Annotated in this window: 12 protein-coding genes; 10 read left to right on the top strand and 2 right to left on the bottom strand. The window is 40.0% G+C overall.

Going from position 1 to position 21,383, the window contains the following annotated elements:
• The first annotated feature begins 467 nt into the window (after positions 1–467).
• Complete coding sequence (locus D0T85_RS20300) at positions 468–3,335, top strand: TIM-barrel domain-containing protein (RefSeq protein WP_163215343.1); 2,868 nt, start codon at positions 468–470, stop codon at positions 3,333–3,335.
• A gap of 62 nt (positions 3,336–3,397) precedes the next feature.
• Here the strand turns inward: D0T85_RS20300 and D0T85_RS20305 are convergent, their stop codons facing one another.
• On the bottom strand, positions 3,398–4,285 hold the full coding sequence (locus tag D0T85_RS20305) for a hypothetical protein (RefSeq protein WP_163215344.1): 888 nt from the start codon (positions 4,283–4,285) through the stop codon (positions 3,398–3,400).
• A gap of 708 nt (positions 4,286–4,993) precedes the next feature.
• The gene (locus D0T85_RS20310) at positions 4,994–6,160 is read right to left on the bottom strand and encodes an ATP-binding protein (RefSeq protein ID WP_163215345.1); all 1,167 of its coding nucleotides are present in this window, start codon (positions 6,158–6,160) and stop codon (positions 4,994–4,996) included.
• A 1,058-nt stretch (positions 6,161–7,218) separates the two neighbouring features.
• On the opposite strand from D0T85_RS20310, the gene D0T85_RS20315 reads away from it, so the two are divergent.
• The 9 genes from D0T85_RS20315 to D0T85_RS20355 all read left to right on the top strand — a co-directional run bounded on the left by D0T85_RS20315 (position 7,219) and on the right by D0T85_RS20355 (position 21,170).
• Entirely contained in the window at positions 7,219–8,457 is a 1,239-nt protein-coding gene (locus tag D0T85_RS20315; RefSeq protein ID WP_163215346.1) for an ATP/GTP-binding protein, read from the top strand.
• 2 nt (positions 8,458–8,459) lie between these two features.
• Positions 8,460–9,194 carry an RloB family protein gene (locus D0T85_RS20320; RefSeq protein ID WP_163215347.1) on the top strand — a complete coding sequence of 245 codons (735 nt, stop codon included), beginning with the start codon at positions 8,460–8,462 and terminating at the stop codon, positions 9,192–9,194.
• A 5-nt stretch (positions 9,195–9,199) separates the two neighbouring features.
• Positions 9,200–10,222 carry a YafY family protein gene (locus D0T85_RS20325; protein WP_163215348.1) on the top strand — a complete coding sequence of 341 codons (1,023 nt, stop codon included), beginning with the start codon at positions 9,200–9,202 and terminating at the stop codon, positions 10,220–10,222.
• A 74-nt stretch (positions 10,223–10,296) separates the two neighbouring features.
• Positions 10,297–12,885, top strand: a complete 2,589-nt coding sequence (locus D0T85_RS20330) for a type I restriction-modification system subunit M (protein WP_163215349.1) — start codon at positions 10,297–10,299, stop codon at positions 12,883–12,885.
• A gap of 6 nt (positions 12,886–12,891) precedes the next feature.
• The gene (locus tag D0T85_RS20335) at positions 12,892–14,085 is read left to right on the top strand and encodes a restriction endonuclease subunit S (RefSeq protein WP_163215350.1); all 1,194 of its coding nucleotides are present in this window, start codon (positions 12,892–12,894) and stop codon (positions 14,083–14,085) included.
• A gap of 17 nt (positions 14,086–14,102) precedes the next feature.
• Positions 14,103–18,443 carry a type I restriction endonuclease subunit R gene (locus D0T85_RS20340; protein WP_163215351.1) on the top strand — a complete coding sequence of 1,447 codons (4,341 nt, stop codon included), beginning with the start codon at positions 14,103–14,105 and terminating at the stop codon, positions 18,441–18,443.
• A gap of 153 nt (positions 18,444–18,596) precedes the next feature.
• On the top strand, positions 18,597–19,706 hold the full coding sequence (locus D0T85_RS20345; protein WP_163215352.1) for a CBASS cGAMP-activated phospholipase: 1,110 nt from the start codon (positions 18,597–18,599) through the stop codon (positions 19,704–19,706).
• 1 nt (position 19,707) lies between these two features.
• Positions 19,708–20,718, top strand: coding sequence for a cyclic GMP-AMP synthase DncV-like nucleotidyltransferase (locus D0T85_RS20350; protein ID WP_163215353.1), 1,011 nt, complete (start codon positions 19,708–19,710; stop codon positions 20,716–20,718).
• Positions 20,715–21,170, top strand: a complete 456-nt coding sequence (locus D0T85_RS20355; RefSeq protein WP_163215354.1) for a hypothetical protein — start codon at positions 20,715–20,717, stop codon at positions 21,168–21,170. Before D0T85_RS20350 ends, D0T85_RS20355 begins: the two co-directional genes overlap by 4 nt.
• The last annotated feature ends 213 nt before the right edge of the window (positions 21,171–21,383 follow it).

Raw genomic sequence — 21,383 nt, forward strand, 5'->3', positions numbered from 1 at the left:
TAACACAAATCATTTGTATATTTGCGGCTTTTTAATAGCTTGCACGCAAGTGCGCGCTGCTCATGCGGGGCGCACATAGCGTAGGGCAAAGCCCTACGTTGGCAAATAATATGCATTGTGACCCCAACGGGGTCAACTCTAAATAAATTGCGTTGACCCCGTTGGGGTCAGTGTGGTTCTGTATCGGATACGTAGGGCTCTGCCCTACGCTACTGTGCAGAGGCCGTTGGCCTCCTGTTTCAGAACTTAACTGCTCGAAAAAAAGAACCTAACAATAAAGTATTCCAAGCATGAATAATCCAGAATAAAAACTATTCAGGGGATGTATTAGGGGATGTATTTAACCAAACATCCCCTAAACGAAAACATAACTGCCATATCTTTACTTATTTGTGCAACAAAACACATCCTTTGTTTTCTGATAAATTTCTGAATTTTACAACATAATAATATTATCAGTAAAATTCATGAAAAACTTAAAGTACAGTTTATGGATGCTGGCATGCTTCTCGCTATTCTCATGCTCCGAACAAAGTTATGAGAAAACGCAAAATGGCATCATCATCAGTTTACAGCAAAAACAATCGGCCGACACTAAAAAAGTGAGACTGCAGGTTGTTAACGACAATGTAATTCGCGTATCGGCCACACCCGAAAAGAACTTCTCGCAAGAAAAGAGTCTGATTATTGTGCCACAGAGTGGAAATCAAACCCCATTCTCAGTTGAAGAAACAGAGCAGCAGCTCACGCTTATCACAGCTGCACTGCAAGTTCGTGTTAACCGCAATACAGGCGAAATTGTATTTACCGACAAAAATGGGAATACCATTCTGCGCGAAAACGCAGGAGGAGGTAAGAGCTTTACCCCTGTTACTGTAGAAGGAACAAAGGCATACGCTATGCGACAAGTATTTGAATCGCCCAACGACGAGGCGTTCTATGGATTGGGGCAACACCAAGCCGATGAATTCAACTATAAAGGAAAAAACGAAACACTGCTACAGTATAACACCAAAGTATCTGTTCCCTTTATATTATCTAATAAGAATTATGGGATATTATGGGATAACTATTCTTTGAGTCGTTTTGGCGACCCGCGTGAATATGCACAACTAAACGAGAACTTCAAACTGTTCGATGTTAACGGAAAAGAAGGCGGGTTAACAGCTGTATATACTCCTGCATCGAAAGATAAAGCTTCGGTAGTACGTACGGAAAGTACAATTTATTACGAAGATATTAAGACTATTGAAAACTTGCCGAAAGACTTTCCACTATTCGACTCGTCTGTAGAATATACCGGCGAAATAGAATCGGCCGAGAGTGGTACTTATCGTTTCCATTTGCATTATGCCGGATATGTACAGGTATATGTTGAAAATCAACTAATTGTACCCGAACGCTGGCGTACAGCCTGGAATCCTAACAGTTATAAGTTTACTGTTAATCTCGAAGCCGGCAAACGTGTGCCTCTTCGCATAGAGTGGAAACCCGATGGTGGAGTTTCGTATTTAGGCTTACGTGCCTTGAGCCCTGTAAGTGAACAAGAGCAAAACAAACTCTCTATTGATAGCGAAATGGGTAACGAAATGGATTACTACTTTGTACATGGCAATGATATGGACGAAGTAATCAGCGGTTACCGCACCCTCACAGGTAAAGCTCCCATCATGCCTAAGTGGGCTATGGGTTTCTGGCAAAGTCGTGAACGCTACAAAACTCAGGACGAAATATTAGATGCGTTGAAAGAATTCCGTAAACGCAATATACCCATTGATAATATCGTACTCGACTGGAACTACTGGGAAGATGATGCTTGGGGAAGCCACGAATTCGACAAAGCACGTTTCCCTGATCCTAAAGCAATGGTCGACTCTATCCACGCCATGCATGCACAGATGATGATTTCTGTTTGGCCTAAATTCTATGCAACCACCGAGCACTTTAAGGAGTTCGACGAAAAAGGCTGGATGTATCAACAAGCTGTGAAAGACAATATCCGCGACTGGGTAGGCCCCGGTTATGTAGGTTCTTTCTACGATGCCTATTCCGAAGGTGCCCGTAAACTATTCTGGCAACAGATGAAAGAACATCTTTATCCGTTAGGTATTGATGCCTGGTGGATGGATGCCAGCGAACCAAATGTGCGCGACTGTACGGATATGGAGTACCGCAAAGCACTCTGCGGACCCACTGAACTTGGTCCCTCTACCCAGTATTTCAACGCTTACGCTTTGATGAATGCACAAGCCATTTACGAAGGCCTTCGGGAGGAAGATCCTAATCGCCGCGTATTTCAGCTTACCCGTTCGGGCTTTGCTGGTTTGCAACGTTATGCTACAGCTACCTGGAGTGGTGATATTGCTACCCGTTGGGAAGATATGAAGGCCCAGATTTCGGCCGGACTTAACTTTGCCATGAGTGGTATTCCTTATTGGACAATGGACATTGGCGGATTCTGCGTAGAAGGCAGGTATGTAAAAGCTCAAATGGAATTTAACCAAACCGGCAAAGAAAATGCCGATATGAAAGAGTGGCGCGAGTTGAACACCCGTTGGTATCAGTTCGGAGCATTTACTCCATTGTTCCGTGCGCATGGACAATATCCGTTTCGCGAAGTGTACAACATTGCTCCCGAAAACCATCCGGCTTACAAATCTATTGTGGCATACACTAAATTGCGCTACCGCATGATGCCTTATATTTACTCTTTGGCTGGAAAAGCTTATTTCGATGATTACACCATTATGCGTGCTTTAGTAATGGACTTCGGCCGGGACGCTCGGGTACAAGATATTGGCGACCAGTATATGTTTGGCCCTTCGCTTATGGTGTGTCCTGTATATGAATATGGTGCCCGTAATCGTGAAGTATATTTCCCTGCTACTACCGGATGGTATGATTTTTATACCGGAAAATATATACATGGAGGTCAAAGCCTGATTGTTAGCGCACCATACGAGCAAATGCCACTCTATTTCCGCGAAGGAACCATCATGCCTTACGGACCAGAGATAAAGTATGTAGACGAGAAACCCTCCGAAAACATTACTATTTATGTTTATACCGGACAGGATGGAGCATTTACACTATATGAGGACGAAGGTGTAAATTACAATTATGAGCAAGGACAGTATAGCACAATTCCATTAACATACAACGAGGCATCGCACACATTAGTTATTGGCGATCGTCAAGGCGAATATCCAGGTATGCTTAAAGACCGTGTATTTAATGTGATCTTTGTTGATAAGAATAACCCTAAACCTTTTGATGTGAATGCAAAAGGAATAGAGATTAAGTATAACGGAAAGGCTACAAAATGTAGCATGTAATTGTCTTTTTCTCACCACGATGAGAATCTCATCGTGGTGAGAAAATATGAGAAAAAGTTCTATTAAAAATCGCCTTCCGGAATTCTTCCTTTGTATGAGCCCTTCAATATTTGATTATCAGGAAGCTCCATTTGATAATTCAACACATATTCATTTTTCTTCCGGTTGTATTTCACATCTATTTTACTGCTTAACGGATATTCTATTTCACCATCATTGAAGAATGTTGCTTTGAATGGATTAACAGGATCATCATTAATAAAGCTTCCCGAAGAAGTTAAGTGGTGGGCCGAATCAAACTCAAAAGAGACGCCATATTCCAATTCTCTGTCTGTGAACAACAGCTTGTTGATAATACATATTCTTTGTTTCTCGCCTGTCTGTTGTTGAAAAGCATAAGGAGTGCTTATTGTTTTTTCGCCCCAAAGTATGTTACCTTGATTGTTCAAATAATCGTCAGGATCGCAAACCATTATTTTGGTCACTTCATTTCGTTCCTCTTTAACTGCTCCATAATGCAGAAACTCTACCATACTTGGGTTTTCTGTTTCGAGCTCTACCCGACCGGCCACAAGGTAATCTTCTTCAAATTGTTGTATATACAGGTTCACTTTACGGGTTTGATAAATACGATAGGCATTTCCCCAACCCTGATACTTCCGCACAAAGAAAGGTTGAGAAGACATAGAATTTGTTGAAGAGTCTTTTTCCACATCGGAAGTGTAAAAGCCTTCGGTCAACGTGCCATCAACAGCCTTCAGGTCGATGTATAACTCAAAAGGGGTTACATCTTCTTGTGGTTTGATGATCAATGTTACAACCTTGGGATCGTATGAAAGAATTACTGCCTGACAAGGTTTATAACGGTCGGCATTGAACTGTATCATACTTTGAGCATATCCTAAGATGCAAAGTGTAGATAGGAAAAGAAGTAATAAGGGCTTTTTCATGTTGTTTTTTGTTTTGATTGCAAAGTTATGGAAGTTATGCGGAGTTTTAGTTTATGTCGCAAAAATATTTACCTTTGTGATAAACCACGCTAATAACTCTACCTCACTTTACCTTTCCAAACCAAAACTCCTCCTAGGAGTTTAAAATGCAAATTTTGTCGTCATTCAACACGCGAAGGATTTATTCTATTGATTAACAGCGCATTAAACGCGTGTTGAATGCCGTGTTGAGAAAGGGTCGTCACGCTTTGTATCAGATTATGATTACTAGCAATGTTATCTGGTAATCTCTAAAGAACGTCGACAGTTTCACGGTAGAAAACCAACTGTTTCACGGTAGGAAACTAACTGTTTCACAGTAGGAAACCAACTGTTTTCTATGTAGAAAACAACTTGTTTTCTATGGAGGAAACGACTTGTTTTCTATATAGGAAACAACTTGTTTCACTGCACAAAACAAAAATGAAACTAGTTGTCTCATGCACATCTCGCGTGCTGACAATGTTGTAATGATATTTGCCAGCACACTTTGCCAGCACGCTTTAATAGACTGTTAATCAAGACAATAAAGTCTCTGCGTGTTGAATGACGACAAATTTTGCATTTTAAACTTCTGGGAGGAGATAAACTCCACCTCAAACTATACTTATCCTGAAATACAAAAATATTAAATTAATTGTGGATAAAAATGAAACTTATGAAATATCCTCAATAAGTCATCCCCAATTGCCACAATGGAATGACATTCAAATATCCGCTCTCTATATCGTCTTTTACGATATATCCGTTTCCGACTTCTTTTATTTGCTTCTGTCCCTTGTTCTTACCTCCGACTTCAAAGGTTTTATCATCAATTAAGAAGTCAGCGATAGAAGACGAAAGTACGTCATATTTTACTCGCATTTGATTTAAGAAGAATGTTTCCCTAATATTTCCGATATTGGATGTATCTTCGGCAAGATTGTAAATAAGATTAGTATTGTCCAAATATATTTTATCAACTTTTCCTAAACCTCGAACCCCGCCAGTATTATCTCTTAATTGAGCTATCATGCCCGCTTCTTCAATATATAGGCAATAATCTGCTATATTGTTCCGACTTGCAGATAGCATTTCTGCTATCTTACTCATATTGGGTTTGAATGGTGCACTTTTAGAGATAATAGCAAGTAATTGCTTTAGTTTTCTCCCTGTTGCCACATTCATATCGGCATACATCGGAATATCATTTTCTAACGTTTGGTTGATAATTTGCCCTAAACGTAATCCGAAATCTTCTTCTAAGGCAAACGGATAATACCCTGTTTTTAAATACTCAGAGAAAAGAGGTAGTGGGTGTTGTACTGGCAATTCAACTTTGTGCTGCAATATTTCCTCTAGCGAGTAGGTTCTTGCGGAAATACCATGAAACAATTGCAAATACTCTCGGAAAGACAAACCTTGCATGTTATATATAACAGCCCTACGGCTTAAATCAGAAGCTCCCTTTTTTATATCCAGAACCGAAGAACCTGTAAATACCACATTCAAATCTTTGTGATAGTCGTAAATCAACTTTAGCTCCTTTGCCCAATCTTTGTATTTATGGATTTCGTCTATAAACAGGTACTTACCGCCATGCTTAACAAAAGTATCAGCCAAATCAATAAATCGGTTATCAACAAAATAGAAATCTTCCGCCGTTACATAAAGCGTTTCAACAGGATTGAGATTTTGCTTGATATATTGCAATACTAATGTTGTCTTGCCAACACCACGAGGTCCGATAAGCCCTATCATCCTGCTTTTCCAATTTATTTCATCGTACATATATCGAAGAAACTTCGTATCAGTTTCTTTTATCAGCCTATTGGAATGTTCAAATAACTTATCCATATTTCTTCCTTTTTTTGCAAAGATAATTATTTTTGCACTGCGATAGTGCATTTTGTTTTAATTTTCGCACTTTCAAGGAGCATTCATCAATTAGACATTATTTATTTTAATTTCGTCTACTTTCTGTCACCATACGTAAACCATTGTCAACACATGTCAACTAATGCCTCAGTGACATCGGGCTTTACCGCAAAATTGTTTCGCGGTAGAAATACGGTACGAAAATAGGGTGAAAAAGTGATGGGTAAGTATTAAAACGAAGAAAGTCCCTCAAAATGAGAGACTTATCACTAATTGATACCGTTATTTACAGTTAATTTTAAGGCGTTATTTCCCGATACAGCATATATAACTTGTTGATGTTCATTGTGTTGGTCTTTAAAAGGTAGGAAGTTAGAAAAAATCCTTGTTCCTGTGTGTTAAAACGCTCACTTTTAACGTTTTTGTTTTTCATTAACGAATCGGTCTCTCTGAGGGTAGAGATTTCGCCACTAATATCGCTTAGGTAGTGGATGATATCACGTGTATGCTTTACAAGTTTCTGGTTTTGAAGGTAGGGAAGAAAACTATTCTTTATCTTTCTTCCCTATCTTTACTTTAATATATCGTATATATAGGGTACGACAATAAAGTAAAGTTGATTTATTAGAATTGAGAGCATAGGCCACAAAATAGTGTGAAATGACAATTGATTTTAGATTAGTGACAAAAATATTTCAAGAAACAACTATTGGTCGAAAAAATGTGTTATTTTTGCGACAAAGCGAATAAATTAGACGCTCTCTTCAGGTTATAGTATTAAGACAATAACTCCTTTCTCTGTCAGCTTATATTTTTCAGAGGGTAATGTAGAGATTCAGGATGTGTCATTACAATAAGTATTTTCCCTAATACTTGATTAGTATATTGTTCCTTTGTGCTACTTCAATGAATTATCACTCTTTTGTATTTTATTTTTTTGATGGGTATTTGAAAATGAGATTTTTTCTCAGTTTAATAGTGTGCAATCAATTTATTGTGTATTTTTGAAGCATTAATAGTATAAAAGAAGTAATTCTATGGCAACATTATTGCAATTTACAGTAGGTAATTATCGTTCTTTTCTGATAGAAAGAACGTTTTCAATGATGCCCAACAGCATACAAGATACCCCAAAAGAATGTGTGGTAACAGAGGGGCGGTACAAATACTTGACTGCTGCAGCTGTATATGGTGCAAACTCCAGCGGAAAGAGTAATCTGGTAATGGCATTGGCTGCCATGAAGAACATGGTGTTGAATTCGGTAAAGCTGAACGACTATGATTTGTTGCTTTACGACCCATTTCTCTTGAAAGAAGGGGCTGGAAACCAAGCTACTCATTTTGAGATTGTATATTTGGATACAGATGAGACTCGTATAAGATATGGCTTTAACTATACCCCACGGCAGATTGAACGTGAATGGTTGTTTATAAACAAAAAGAATAAAAAAGAACAGCCTTATTTCGTCCGTGATGAAGAAGGCATTGGTGTGAACGAAATGCTTTTTGCCGAAGGTGTCGGTCTGGAAGAACGAACCAATGACAATCGTTTGTTTCTGTCGTTGGCCGCCCAGCTTGGCGGGGTAATCAGCAAAAATGTGTTGGATTTCTTTAACTCCGGATATACTGTCATATCCGGATTAAGTAGCCAGGGGTATGAGGGTTTCACGGAAAGGCTGTTCTTGAATGAAGAAGCAGAAGCAGTTGATGCTTTGCAATTTTTCAAGGACTTGCAGTTGGGTTTCGTTGATATAGAAGCTGCTGAGCGTGAAATAGAAAAAGGTCGAAAAGCGATAGATGTCTTTACTATGCACAATGTCTATAACCGAGATGGAGAAATAACAGGTAAACAGCGCTTCCGTTTCGAGTATTGTGAATCGCAAGGTACTCAAAAACTGTTTGAGTTGGCAGGGCCGTTATTTGAAACACTACGTCACGGTCGGCTATTGGTGATGGATGAATTGGATGCAAAAATGCACCCGTTGATTTCTCAGCATATAATCAAACTCTTTAGTAATGAGAAAACCAATCCGCATCATGCCCAACTCTTGTTTACCACACATGACACCAACCTGCTCTCTTCTCATTTGTTACGCCGGGATCAGATCTGGTTCACCGAAAAGGATAAAACAGAATCTACAGACCTTTACAGCCTGATGCATATTGTTTTACCTGATGGGACCAAGCCGAGAGGAGATGGCAATCTGGAACGAAATTATATAAAAGGGCGTTATGGTGCCATTCCTTATTTGCAAACCATTGAACAACCGTTGTAGCTATGGGAAAGAAGAAGAAACTTTCATCAATAAATCTGGAATGGTATGGTTACAGAGAGGCAGTTCATGATGACGTTAAAGTGCGTTGTCGTATATTGATAGTATGCGAGGGTGAAAAGACAGAACCTAATTACTTCCAATCATTTGATCAGATGCAATACGGAAGTATGGTTTATGATATTGAGTGCGAAGGTGGAAAGATAAATACAATGCAAGTGGTGGATAAAGCGATTGAACTACGGGATAAGGCGATAGCTTCTGGTGCACCATACGATACCGTTTGGGCAGTGTTTGACAAGGACGATTTCCCGGCTTCGGCATTCAATGCCGCTATAACTAAAGCAGAGCAATATGACATTGGATGTGCCTGGAGCAATGAGGCATTTGAATTATGGTATGTCTTTCATTTCGTGAATCGCGTAACAGCGATGAGTCGTGAAGAGTATAAGAAAACTATCAGTAAACATGTGAATGAGTCTCCGTTATATACTCAGAAAGTAAAATATGTCTATCAGAAGAATGATTCAAATTCACACATAGCGATGACTACTTACGGTGATGAAGCTCGTGCTATTCGTTATGCGCAGAATCAAACAGATAATTTCGATGATGCTCGTTATGCAACACATAATCCTTGTACTACAGTGTATAAGTTGGTGCGCTTGCTTCGTGGAGAGGATAAAGAGTTTAATAAGAGAATTATAGAGGATTTGAACTCTTGTAAAGACTATAAATAGGATTTATGTCAACAGGTAAAAATGCGCAATTACGTTACCAGATATTAGACCGCTGTTTTAGTAACTTCAATAAAAAGTATGATATCGAAGATCTTCTTGAAGAAGTGAATGAGCGACTTTACGACCTTTACGGTGATGATTCCACCATTAAAGAACGTCAGCTTCGCGAAGATATAAAGTTTATGCGCGAGCGTGTGGGGTATGATGCCCCTATACGGGCTTATCGGTACGAGGGCAAAAGGTGCTACTATCGTTATGGAGATAGAGATTTTTCAATATTTAAGAATGAATTAAGTCCTGAAGAGATATCTAATTTACGCTCAACAATTGAAATGTTGGGTCGTTATCGTGGCATTCCTAATTATGCTTGGCTTGAAGAGATAGTTTCAAGTCTTGAATATCGCTTTGGCGTAAAAGCCAATCAGGAGAACATAATATCTTTTGAACAAAACGAAGGATTGAGAGGACTTGAATTTCTTTCTGATATTATTGATGCAACAGTTAATCATCAACCGTTGACAGTACATTATACAACTTTCAGAGGGAAGGAAATTGTTAGTATTCTACATCCATATTATATGAAGCAATTCAATAACCGCTGGTTCCTTTTTGGATTAGAAGAGTATGATGGAGGAAACCGTATTGCCAATAAAGCATTAGACCGTATTTCGAAGATAACGCATGCCAATATACCATTTATAAAAAATACCTATATTGATTTCTCTACTCATTTTAATGACATAATAGGTGTTACCCACCCAAGTGATGATATAAAAGAAGAAAATATCATTCTTAAGTTCGACAAAGAACGTTTTCCGTATGTTGTTAGTAAGCCAATACATCATACACAAAAAGTGACCGATGAAGAAGCTTGTACAATAAGCATTGTAGTCCGACCTAATAAAGAACTCGAAGCCACCATATTTTCATACGGTCCGCAGGTTGAAGTATTATCTCCCGATTGGTTCAGAATACAAATTTCAAGGAAAATCGCGGAAAATTACAAGAAATATTTTTCTATGCAGTAAGTCTGCATGGATTTGTTCTAACTTTGCTGTATCCTAACGAAAAAGATAATAACAAAAACATCTATCATATAAAAATGAATAAGCAACAATTAGTCAATAAAATATGGGCATCAGCCAATAAAATGCGTTCAAAGATAGACGCCAATGAATACAAGGATTATATCCTAGGGCTCATTTTCTATAAATTTCTTTCAGATAATGAGGTGAACTACCTTCGTAGCATCGGATGGAGTGACGACGATCTGAAGACACTTGTAGAAGACTATGAGGATCCGGAGGCTGTAATGATGATGGATTATTGCCAGGATAATATTGGTTATTTCATTGAGTATAAATATCTGTTTGGTACGTGGCTGTTGCCTGAGTCAAATTTCAGTGTGGCCGATCTCAGCGCCGCGCTCAATAGTTTCGACCGGCTGATCGGTCCCAATTACAAACATGTGTATGTCGGCATCTTCAAAACCCTGCAAACCGGATTAAGCAAACTGGGCGAGAACCCCGCTTCACAAACACGTGCTTTGAAAGACCTTATCAAGCTTATCAAGGATATTCCAACGGATGGCAGTCAGGACTACGACGTGCTGGGCTATGTGTATGAATACCTTATCAGCAATTTCGCAGCCAATGCAGGGAAGAAGGCTGGCGAATTCTATACACCTCACGAAGTAGCTATGCTCATGTCGGAAATCGTGGCAGAACATCACAAGGAAAAGCAACAGATTGAAATCTACGACCCAACGAGCGGTTCCGGTTCACTATTGATTACCATTGGTAAGTCAATCGGTCGTCATACTGCCGACAAAAACCGTGTGAAGTATTATGCACAAGAGCTGAAGGAAAATACCTACAACCTTACCCGCATGAACCTGGTGATGCGCGGCATCACTCCCGGCAATATTGAGACTCGCTGTGCCGACTCTCTTGGCGAAGATTGGCCGCTGGAAACTTCTGGTAGCGACATGGGTAAACCACTCTATGTGGATGCAGTAGTGTCAAACCCGCCCTATTCGCAGCATTGGGATTCTACAGACGGCGAGTATGATGCACGCTTCAAGAACTATGGAGTAGCCCCCAGGAGCAAGGCAGACTACGCTTTTCTGCTTCATGAACTTCACCACCTTAAGCCCGACGGGATTCTCACCATTGTATTGCCTCATGGCGTCCTCTTCCGTGGCGATGCAGAGAAGGATAGCGAAGGTGAGGGGAAGATACGTAAGAACCTCATCGAGAAAAACCATATTGATGCCATTATTGGTCTGCCTGCCAATATCTTTTTTGGTACAGGTATTCCCACACTCATCATGGTATTAAAGCAACATCGGGATAATGATGATATACTAATTATCGATGCCAGCAAGGGTTTTGTGAAAGACGGAAAGAACAATCGTCTTCGTGCCTGCGACATTAAGCGCATTGCCGACACGGTAAGCGACCGTGCGACCATCCCCGGTTTCTCACGTGCTGTGAGCCGCGACGAAATTCGCCAAAACGGCTACAATCTCAACATTCCCCGCTATGTGGATTCTTCGGAAGCTGCCGAATCATACGACATCTATGCCACCATGTTCGGAGGAATTCCCGAGAGTGAGATCAATCAGTTGCAAACCTATTGGGATGCGTTGCCTTCGTTGCGCGCCGACCTGTTCCAATCTGAAACCGATCGTCCGTATGCCCGTGTCAGAACTAACGATGTAACGGGGACAATAGAACAGAACGCCGATGTATGCCACTTAAAACGTGACTTTGCTGATGCTTTCGCCGACTTTGCCGACGTACTTCATTGCCGTTTAATCACGAATGTCACTTCCGTACAGGAATTGGCAGAACAAGACGAGATAACCACCGATATCTTCCGTCGTTTGCAACAGATCCCTTTAGTGGATAAGTATATGGCCTATCAATCGCTTTCCGACAATTGGCTGACAATCACCAACGACATCGAGACCATTCAGACGGAGGGTATCGACGCCGTACGCGTGGTGGAACAAGCCTATAAAATAGTGAAGAAAGGCGATGAAGAAATTGAGGTGCCCGATGGGCTGAAAGGGCGTATTATTCCGTTCGATTTAGTGCAACGCGTAAAGTTCCAGACGGAGCTAGATGCTATCAGTGATAAACAGGCGTACGTGGAAGAGATCGTCTCCTCGCTCGACGAACTTCGCGACGGTTTTACCGAGGAAGAAGCAGAGAAATATCTGGATGAAGATGACAATACAAGGTTTAATAAAAAGGCTATTACAGCCGCTTCAAAAGAAAAGGGTGATGACATAGAGTCGGAGACGAAAGCTAAGCTAAAAGAAATCGTTGACTTATGGAATAAACAAACCAAATTAAACAAAGAAATTAAGACAGATAAAGTAGCGTTGGAACAGCTCACCATAGATGCCATTGAGAATCTAAGTGACGAAGATGTTGAATTATTCCTTCATAAGAAGTGGATTGAGCCATTGAATGATGATATTAATAGCATTCTTGATTCAGTTCTCTCAAATTTTGCAAAAGCGATAACTTTTCTCAGTAATAAGTACTCTGTAAGCTATAGTGATATTCATACCCAAATATCAGTTGCAGGTCAGAGCCTTTCAGAACTTATCGATCAACTTGAAGGTCCAAAATTTGATATAATAGGGTTAAAAGAATTTCAATCTTTACTTAAAAATTAAACAACTATGACAGATTTGATACCAATGGTTAGATTCAAAGGGTTTAAGGAAGCTTGGAAGGAGTACAAATTAAGTGACGTTGCTGATAATTATAAAGTATCAAATAAATCAGTTCACCACCCAAATTTATTGTCTCTTAGTTATGGGAAAATCGTACAGAAGGATATAGAATCTAAGAAAGGGCTATTGCCTAGTTCTTTTGACACCTACCAAATAGTTAAAGATGGTATTATAGTATTCAGAGTGACTGACTTACAAAATGACAAAAAGAGTCTGAGAGTAGGAATTTCAACACAGGAAGGAATTATAACACCTGCATATATTTGTATAGAATGTGATAAGAATAAAATATTACCAATATATTTATTTACATTACTTCATTATTATGATGTAATTACGAAAATCTATTATAAAATGGGTGATGGTCTCAGGCAAACATTGTCATATAAAGATTTAAAAGAGTTAAAAGTGTATATTCCTCTTTTCGAAGAGCAAAAGATATTGTCTGAATTATTTAATCAAATTGATGAATTTATATCTAATAACACATATAAATTAGAGCGTTTGAAGCAATTAAAATCTGCATTTCTTCAATCTATGTTTCCACAGTCAGGGGAAACGAAGCCGCGTGTTAGATTTGAAGGGTTTGAAGGAGAATGGGCAAAGAAAAAGATGGGGAGAATCTTCAAAGAAAGGATAGAATCTAATATCTATGGAGAAATGCTCTCTGTTACAATGAATCAAGGTATAATTAAAGCTTCTCAAAACGGCAGATTCGATAATTCTAACAGCGATAAATCACGTTATAAAGTTGTAAAAATTAATGATATAGCCTATAATTCTATGCGTATGTGGCAAGGAGCAAGTGGATGGTCTCCATATGAAGGAATAGTAAGTCCTGCCTATACAGTTTTAATTCCAGAATCAGGAGTGATATCTGAATTCTTTGCTTATCTTTTTAAGTCAGAGATTTTGCTTAAACAATTTAGAATAAATTCTCAGGGTTTGACGTCCGATAATTGGAACTTGAAATATCCTGCCTTTAGTAAAATTGAAGTATTATATCCAATGGATATAAGGGAACAGCAGCAAATCGCCAATTTCTTCCGCTCCCTCGACATCCAAATCTCCTTAGAAACCCAACGTCTTGATAAACTAAAACAAATCAAGTCCGCCTGCTTAGATAAAATGTTTGTATAACCAATAAGAATCAATATATGTCAAACGATACAGTCAACACGCAATACTTCGTAAGAGAAAGTGCTTTTGAACAAGCACTTGTCGACCTTCTGCCACATCATGGTTGGGAGAGCAATGTAATTGTGCAACCCACCGAGAGCGACCTCGTAAAGAACTGGGCAGCTATCATCTACGGCAACAACCGTGACATCTCTAAGCTGGGTAATGCCCCGTTGACCGATAGCGAAATGCGACAAATCATCGATCAGGTGAATCTTTGCGACAGCCCGTATGCCGTGAATAAACTGATCAATGGTGGACAAGTGTGTATCAAGCGGGATAACCCTGCCGACACCAACAACTGTGGCAAAGATGTATATCTCAAAATATTCGATGCCCGCGAGATCAGCGCCGGACAAACCCGCTACCAAATAGCGCGCCAGCCCCGGTTTAAAGCCTCCCATCCATTAGGCGGCGAGCGGCGGGGCGATGTGATGCTCCTGATTAATGGTATGCCCGTAATCCACGTGGAACTGAAACGCTCGCGGATGGATGTAAGCCAGAGCACCTTCCAGATCAAGCGTTACACCCACGAAGGCGTGTTCGGTAGCGGCATCTTCAAGATGATACAGATATTCGTGGCCATGACACCCGAAGAAACACTCTATTTTGCCAATCCCGGCGCGGAAGAAAACTTCAATTCCGATTATTATTTTCATTGGGCAGATTTCAATAATACCACCATAAACGATTGGCGACGCGTGGTAGCCGACTTGCTCAGCATTCCTATGGCACACCAACTCGTAGGTTTCTACACCATTGCCGACGATAAAGACAAGGTGCTGAAAGTGCTGCGCAGCTACCAATATTTTGCTGTCAATAGAATAAGTGACGTAACACACAAAACCAATTGGGATATTCACCAACACCGGGGTGGTTACATTTGGCACACCACTGGTTCGGGCAAGACTATGACCAGTTTTAAATCGGCGCAACTCATAGCCAACTCAGGCGATGCCGATAAGGTGGTGTTTCTGATGGATCGCATCGAACTGAGTACACAGTCGCTCGAAGAATACCGGGGCTTCGCAGGCGAAGACGAAGCTGTACAAGATACCCAAAACACAGCCATTCTGCTTAGCAAACTAAAAAGTACCGACCCAGACGACCGTCTTATCGTGACCTCCATTCAAAAGATGTCCAATATCAACTCCAAAAACGGCATTTCGCAAACAGAAATAGACAGTATTGGTCGCAAACGGCTGGTATTTATCATCGACGAGTGCCATCGCAGCGTATTTGGCGAGATGCTGATCGGGATAAAAAATACCTTTACCCGCGCGCTACTCTTCGGCTTTACCGGTACACCCGTATTTCAGGAAAATGCCCACCACGAGATCATGACCGAAACTCTTTTTGGAGACATGCTCCACAAATACACCATTGCTAATGCTATACCAGACCAAAACGTGCTGGGCTTTGATGTGTATCGCGAAAATACTTACGATGATAACGAGCTACGCGAAAAAGCAGCCTTTGCACATTTGAAGGTGAAACGCATCGAAGAGATAGAAGGTGATGAGGCGAAGATGGCTATATACAATAAATTCATAGATGAGTTGCAGATGCCTTCCATCTACACTGAAGACGGTCAGACCAAACGTGGAATTGAATACTATCTGCCTAAGAATATCTACCAACAAGACATTCATCATCAGGCTGTGGCAGCCGACATTGTGAGTAGTCGTGACCGGCTGAGCAAGAACGGCAAATTTCATGCAATCCTTGCTACACAAAACATACCTGAAGCCATCGCCTACTATAAGCTATTCAAGGAACGCTATCCTTCACTGAACGTAGTTGCCCTGTTCGACAGCAGCATTGATAATTCCGATGGTGGCATAGTCAAAGAAGATGCCCTATTGGAAATGCTCGAAGACTATAACCATAAATACGCTACGACTTTCCAACTCTCCACTTATGGAAAATACAAAAAAGATATAGCAAAGCGGTTGGCCCACAAGAAACCCTATATCGGCATAGAGCACGATCACGATGAGCAGATAGACCTGCTCATCGTAGTTACACAGATGCTTACGGGATACGACTCGAAGTGGGTGAACACACTCTATGTAGATAAGTTGATGACGTATGTAGATCTCATCCAATCCTTCTCGCGCACCAACCGTCTGTTTGGACCCGACAAACCTTTCGGCATCATCCGCTACTACTCTTTTCCTTACACCATGGAGCAAAACATCAACGACGCACTCGAAGTCTATGTGGATCGTCCGCTCGGGGTGTTTGTTGATAAGCTGGAAGGCAACCTCGCCAATATCAACCAACGGTTCCTGCACATACGTGATATCTTCCGCTCGCATGAAATCGCTAACTTCGAGCGATTGCCCGACACCCGTGAGGACAGAAATATGTTTGCCCGTGACTTCAGCCAAATGACTCATTTGCTCGAAGCGGCCAAATTACAAGGATTTTTGTGGGAGGAAAGCGAGTATAAGTTTCAGCATGGCGATACCTATACCCATGTGAAGATGGAACTCGACGAACAGACCTATCTCACCCTGCTGCAACGCTATCGTGAACTGTTTGAAGGAAGAGGCACGAATGGCGAGAGTTATGATTTCGACTATCCGGTTGATACCTATATCACCGAAACAGGTGCAGGAACCATCGATGCGGAATATATCAACTCGAAGTTTGTAAAGTTCATTAAGAATCTCTACACCTCCGGACCAGGGAGCGAACTCACAAAGGAAGCCTCGAAAGAGTTGCACAAAACTTTTGCCACGCTTTCCCAGAAGGACCAGCGTACGGCAATGGTCATCCTACACGACATTCAGTCGGGCGACTTACACCTTTCCCCCGGTAAGACCATATACGACTACATCACAGAGTATCAACTCCTCGAACTTCATAAGCAAATTATGATCCTGGCCGAAGCCACAGATGTAAATGCAAGCCAACTTGAACAAATACTCAACAGGGGTGTAAATGAACAAAACCTGAACGAGTTCAGTCAGTTTGATAAGCTGAAAAACACATTGAACCTGACAAAAACAGGTGAATTTATTGCTAAAGTAGAGAGCAAAACAATCGCCTCTCGTCTCGTCATGCCTAAAGCCGATCAAATTCTTAGAGAATTTATTCTCGATAGCAGTAGCAGGGAACGAATTTTAAAAGCGTATCTCAGTGACGATGAAAAGTTTACTACTGCAGAAGAATCATCATCAGCAGCAGAACAGTCCGGGGAAACTACGGATAGCACCCAACCGGTAGAAAGCGAACAGCCTTTCGACATAGAGATCATAAAAAGCAAAGTAAACGAAATCCTATCAACTACACTTTCAGATGTAGCGCCTACTATGCGCTCCCGGAACGAAGTGCTCAATAGTGTATTCTATGTGATTGAAAAAAAGTCAGTGGATTCACTTGATAACGTAGGCATGTTCATCATGCGCGCGCTCACCAATCTATATGGAAAGAAAGTCACCATTGTAGATAAGTTTGTGGCATTCAACCTGCTCGTAACAAAGTTTGAAGCTTATCTGAAAAAACTTTATTACCTGATGCGCAACGATGAAATACAACCACGCAACGGCGGTGATGCAACATGGAAAGATGTGATTTACGCCCATAGATGTCTTTGGAATTTGAAGTATAGTACCGATACAGCCAAACAACAGTTGTATGGATATCTCCTATTGGTGAAAGGCTGGCGTAACACCGAATCGCATATCTCGCCTACAGCCTCAGAACAAGAGGTAGACGCAGCTATAAGCATCATCATAACGATGTATTTTTACGCGACCGGTTCCTCTATCACAGATTTGGAAATGGGTGGACATGATGTGAACGGGCTAACCTCAGATAATGCGAACCCTTCAGTATCAATTTCGACTAATTATACTCCCAGATTATATACTATAAATAACGATGAAGAGTATAGTTGCATGGCGGCAGAAGCTGTGGATATAAAAGATTTGCCGGAAGAAAAGCGCATAGAGATCTTAAAAAAATGCATCGTGAAGCTTTTGGGTTATAATCCTAAGAAATCAACATTCTCAAAACAACGTCACTGGGAATCTATTTACCGCATTACCGCAGACTTTGGTTTTATTATTGATGGAGATTATGCATATTTTAAAAGCATAATAGACAAGATGCAGTTGAATAATCTGCCTGCAGTACTTACTCATGAGTTTCTTGACAAAGCTAATACAGGTATCTATGCTCACAATTATGATGATTGGTCGAGTACTGGACTTATCGGACGAAAGCTCCAGGAGTTTGAAGACATAAAACATTGCGCGGAGGCATTTAAGAAGATTGTGGAAGAGAATATACCGAAGAAGAAAAATTAGAATACTTATTACGGGATTTGGAATGGGCAGATTAATATTTGCCCATTTCTTTTGTTTTTATTCTTCCTATGCAGAAAGACTGCATAGGAAGAGTATACTTTTGTTCATAAATCATTTAAAGGTCAGAATAGGACTGACGTTAAAATATAATTAATGAGCGGAGTACAACAAAAAGGATGTGTAAGCGGTAAAAAGAAATTTAAAATTCTGAGTATTGACGGAGGAGGTATACGCGGTATCATTCCGTGCAAGCTACTGACAGATTTGGAATCAGAACTGATGAAGCGTGATGGAGAAAATGCCAGGTTAGCGGATTATTTTGACTTAATTTGTGGTACGTCTACAGGTGGGATAATTGCAATTGGTCTTGCTTTGGGTTTAACGGCTAAAGAGATTTTGAACCTTTATGAAGAAAACGGCAACGATATATTCCCGGGCAAACGAAGGACTATGCTAAATAAACTACATTGTTTCTTTACCAATAAGCCATTCTATAGCAGGAACCAGTTAAAAGCGCTATTACAGCAAACATACAATAAATGTACTCGTGATGGCGACACCCGTTTAGGTCATGCAAAAACAAGACTTGTGATACCGACCTATAATGCAGAGCATGGAAAGATCCATGTTTTTAAGACTGCCCATGCGGAAGGAATATTTCGGGATTATCAAATTCCAGCAGTTGATGCTGCGTTATCAACGGCAGCTGCTCCGGCGTATTTTGAACCATATAGCTTTACTTATACAAATAAAGGTACAAGTGACAAACAAACCTTTAATAATTTGGTAGATGGTGGATTAGTGGCTAACAATCCTGCATATATTGGTTTAATTGAGGCTACAGAGGCACTTAAAGTCTCTTTACATGAAATCTCACTGTTGTCACTTGGTACGGGGTTAGACAATTTTACCACACGTATTCATCCTAAAAAAATGGGACCAAGGTATTGGACAAATCCGCTTAATAAAAATGGAATCCGTCTTTATAATGCCATGGCATCAGCCCAGTCAGAAGATATAGACAATAAACTGTCTCTGCTGAAAAGAGGGGTTGCCGGTTGTCACCAGGAAAGCTTTGAATACTTTCGTATTCAATATACTTTCAATAAAGGGGAGGCTATTGATTTAGATGATACCAGTAATCATGCGCTGACAATCATGAATTCTATCGCACAACAATTATTTAGAACGCATGGAGCTGAAATAGAAAGAAGATTTCTTCAAGAAAAGAAAAATGATTTTCAACCACTAAAAACTTTATAATATGGCAAACAGTCACAACTTATTTGTTGATTTTAGAAAAGAATTAGCAATTACTTCAAGTAAACAATCTAGTATGATGACATCGCGAGAGAATTTGCGTACACGTATTAAGAATAATTTCAAGGAGAAACACTCAGGTTATACCCCTTATTTTTATATACAGGGATCATATAAAATGGGAACTACCATTCGTACGAAAGATGATGAATGTGACTTGGATGATGGCGTTTATATATCTCCCAACCCAGGTGTTTCTTGTGCTACACTACAAAATTGGATTTTCGATGCGGTTAATGGAACAACAGATGCTACACCTATACGAAAAAATAAATGTGTAAGAGTTGAGTACAAGGCAAAATATCATATAGATCTGCCTGTATATTATAAGGATGATATTGACGATAAAAAGGAAAACCCACATTTGGCCGTACGCAGTGGAGATTATGAGGACAGTGACCCCCGTGGTGTTGTTGATTGGTTTAATGGCAAGAAGAAAGATAACCCACAATTAGTACAGATAGTAAAGTATCTAAAAGCATGGTGTGATAAAGTACGCGGTAAAATGCCTCCAGGTTTATCAATGACTATCCTAGCCACCAATAATCAGAAAAAGAATAATAGAGATGATATCGCTGTGCGTGATACATTGAAAGCAATAAAGTCTACATTAGATAAGAATTTCAAATGCATTGTGCCTGCTCAGCCTTTTGATGACATGTTTAATAGCTATGATGAAGATAAGAAAAACAACTTCTTGAACAATCTGCAAAATTTCATAGATGATGCAGATAAAGCAATTGATGAACCCAATCAGCTTAAAGCAAGTAAATTATGGCGTAAGCACTTGGGGGATCGCTTTCCTTTAGGAGAGGATAAAGATGATGAATCATTAAAAGGTTTATCCACAATAGCTTCAACGATTTTAAGTGGTGCAGCAAAAACATCTCGTGCAGGTGAAATTCAAGCGTCTAATGGTATAGAACATTCAGCTCATACAAACTTTGGAGGATGATGAAATACCTTAATAACGGCATTAAAAAGATGTATAATCAAGCAGCCTTGTTTCGTATAATACATGAAAAAAGATTGTTGGAAAAGAACTATGACCGCTCTTTTGTCCGCTGTGAGCTTATCTCTCAAAAGAATACTTCTAAACTGGTGTGCCATGTCCACTATATACTTATGGGGGAAAATATACATTTTAGGATAGTTTATGATGGTAGATTCTCCCCTAAAGCTTGGATTGTTTCTCCTAGAATAGAAGACCCACAGCATATCTATCCTGATGATGGGCGTTTATGTCTGTATGACCCTGATACCGATGAATGGAATGTTGAAAAGAACATATACAATACTTTTGTTCCATGGTGCCAACAATGGATAATTTTTCAACGGCTATACGAACAAACAGGAAAGTGGCAGCATCCGGAACGACATCCTGCTACAGGGATTGAGAAAAATTGATAATAGGTGCGATTTTATCTTTTTTGGAGATTTTTCTCTCGACAATCGAGTTATTATATTGTTGAACCATGCTCAAGGCTACTTTCTGCATTTTACAGGTTGCTAACAGGGAAACTTTAGGAGACTTGGCTTGTTTCATTTTTTATTATCCCTATACTATTCTTGTATATTGAATACTCCAAAGACGTTATGACATTTCAATAGGTCAAGTGA

This window comes from Bacteroides sp. 519 (assembly GCF_010500955.1).
Taxonomy (GTDB): Bacteria; Bacteroidota; Bacteroidia; order Bacteroidales; family Bacteroidaceae; genus Bacteroides.

What these genes read in the sequence shown, in the direction of transcription:
- D0T85_RS20300 (WP_163215343.1), top strand. Translation starts at nt 468, where the DNA reads ATGAAAAACTTAAAGTACAGTTTATGGATGCTGGCATGCTTCTCGCTA.
- D0T85_RS20350 (WP_163215353.1), top strand. Translation starts at nt 19,708, where the DNA reads ATGGCAAACAGTCACAACTTATTTGTTGATTTTAGAAAAGAATTAGCA.
- D0T85_RS20310 (WP_163215345.1), bottom strand. Translation starts at nt 6,160, where the DNA reads ATGGATAAGTTATTTGAACATTCCAATAGGCTGATAAAAGAAACTGAT.
- D0T85_RS20345 (WP_163215352.1), top strand. Translation starts at nt 18,597, where the DNA reads ATGAGCGGAGTACAACAAAAAGGATGTGTAAGCGGTAAAAAGAAATTT.
- D0T85_RS20325 (WP_163215348.1), top strand. Translation starts at nt 9,200, where the DNA reads ATGTCAACAGGTAAAAATGCGCAATTACGTTACCAGATATTAGACCGC.
- D0T85_RS20315 (WP_163215346.1), top strand. Translation starts at nt 7,219, where the DNA reads ATGGCAACATTATTGCAATTTACAGTAGGTAATTATCGTTCTTTTCTG.
- D0T85_RS20340 (WP_163215351.1), top strand. Translation starts at nt 14,103, where the DNA reads ATGTCAAACGATACAGTCAACACGCAATACTTCGTAAGAGAAAGTGCT.
- D0T85_RS20330 (WP_163215349.1), top strand. Translation starts at nt 10,297, where the DNA reads ATGAATAAGCAACAATTAGTCAATAAAATATGGGCATCAGCCAATAAA.
- D0T85_RS20335 (WP_163215350.1), top strand. Translation starts at nt 12,892, where the DNA reads ATGACAGATTTGATACCAATGGTTAGATTCAAAGGGTTTAAGGAAGCT.
- D0T85_RS20320 (WP_163215347.1), top strand. Translation starts at nt 8,460, where the DNA reads ATGGGAAAGAAGAAGAAACTTTCATCAATAAATCTGGAATGGTATGGT.
- D0T85_RS20305 (WP_163215344.1), bottom strand. Translation starts at nt 4,285, where the DNA reads ATGAAAAAGCCCTTATTACTTCTTTTCCTATCTACACTTTGCATCTTA.
- D0T85_RS20355 (WP_163215354.1), top strand. Translation starts at nt 20,715, where the DNA reads ATGATGAAATACCTTAATAACGGCATTAAAAAGATGTATAATCAAGCA.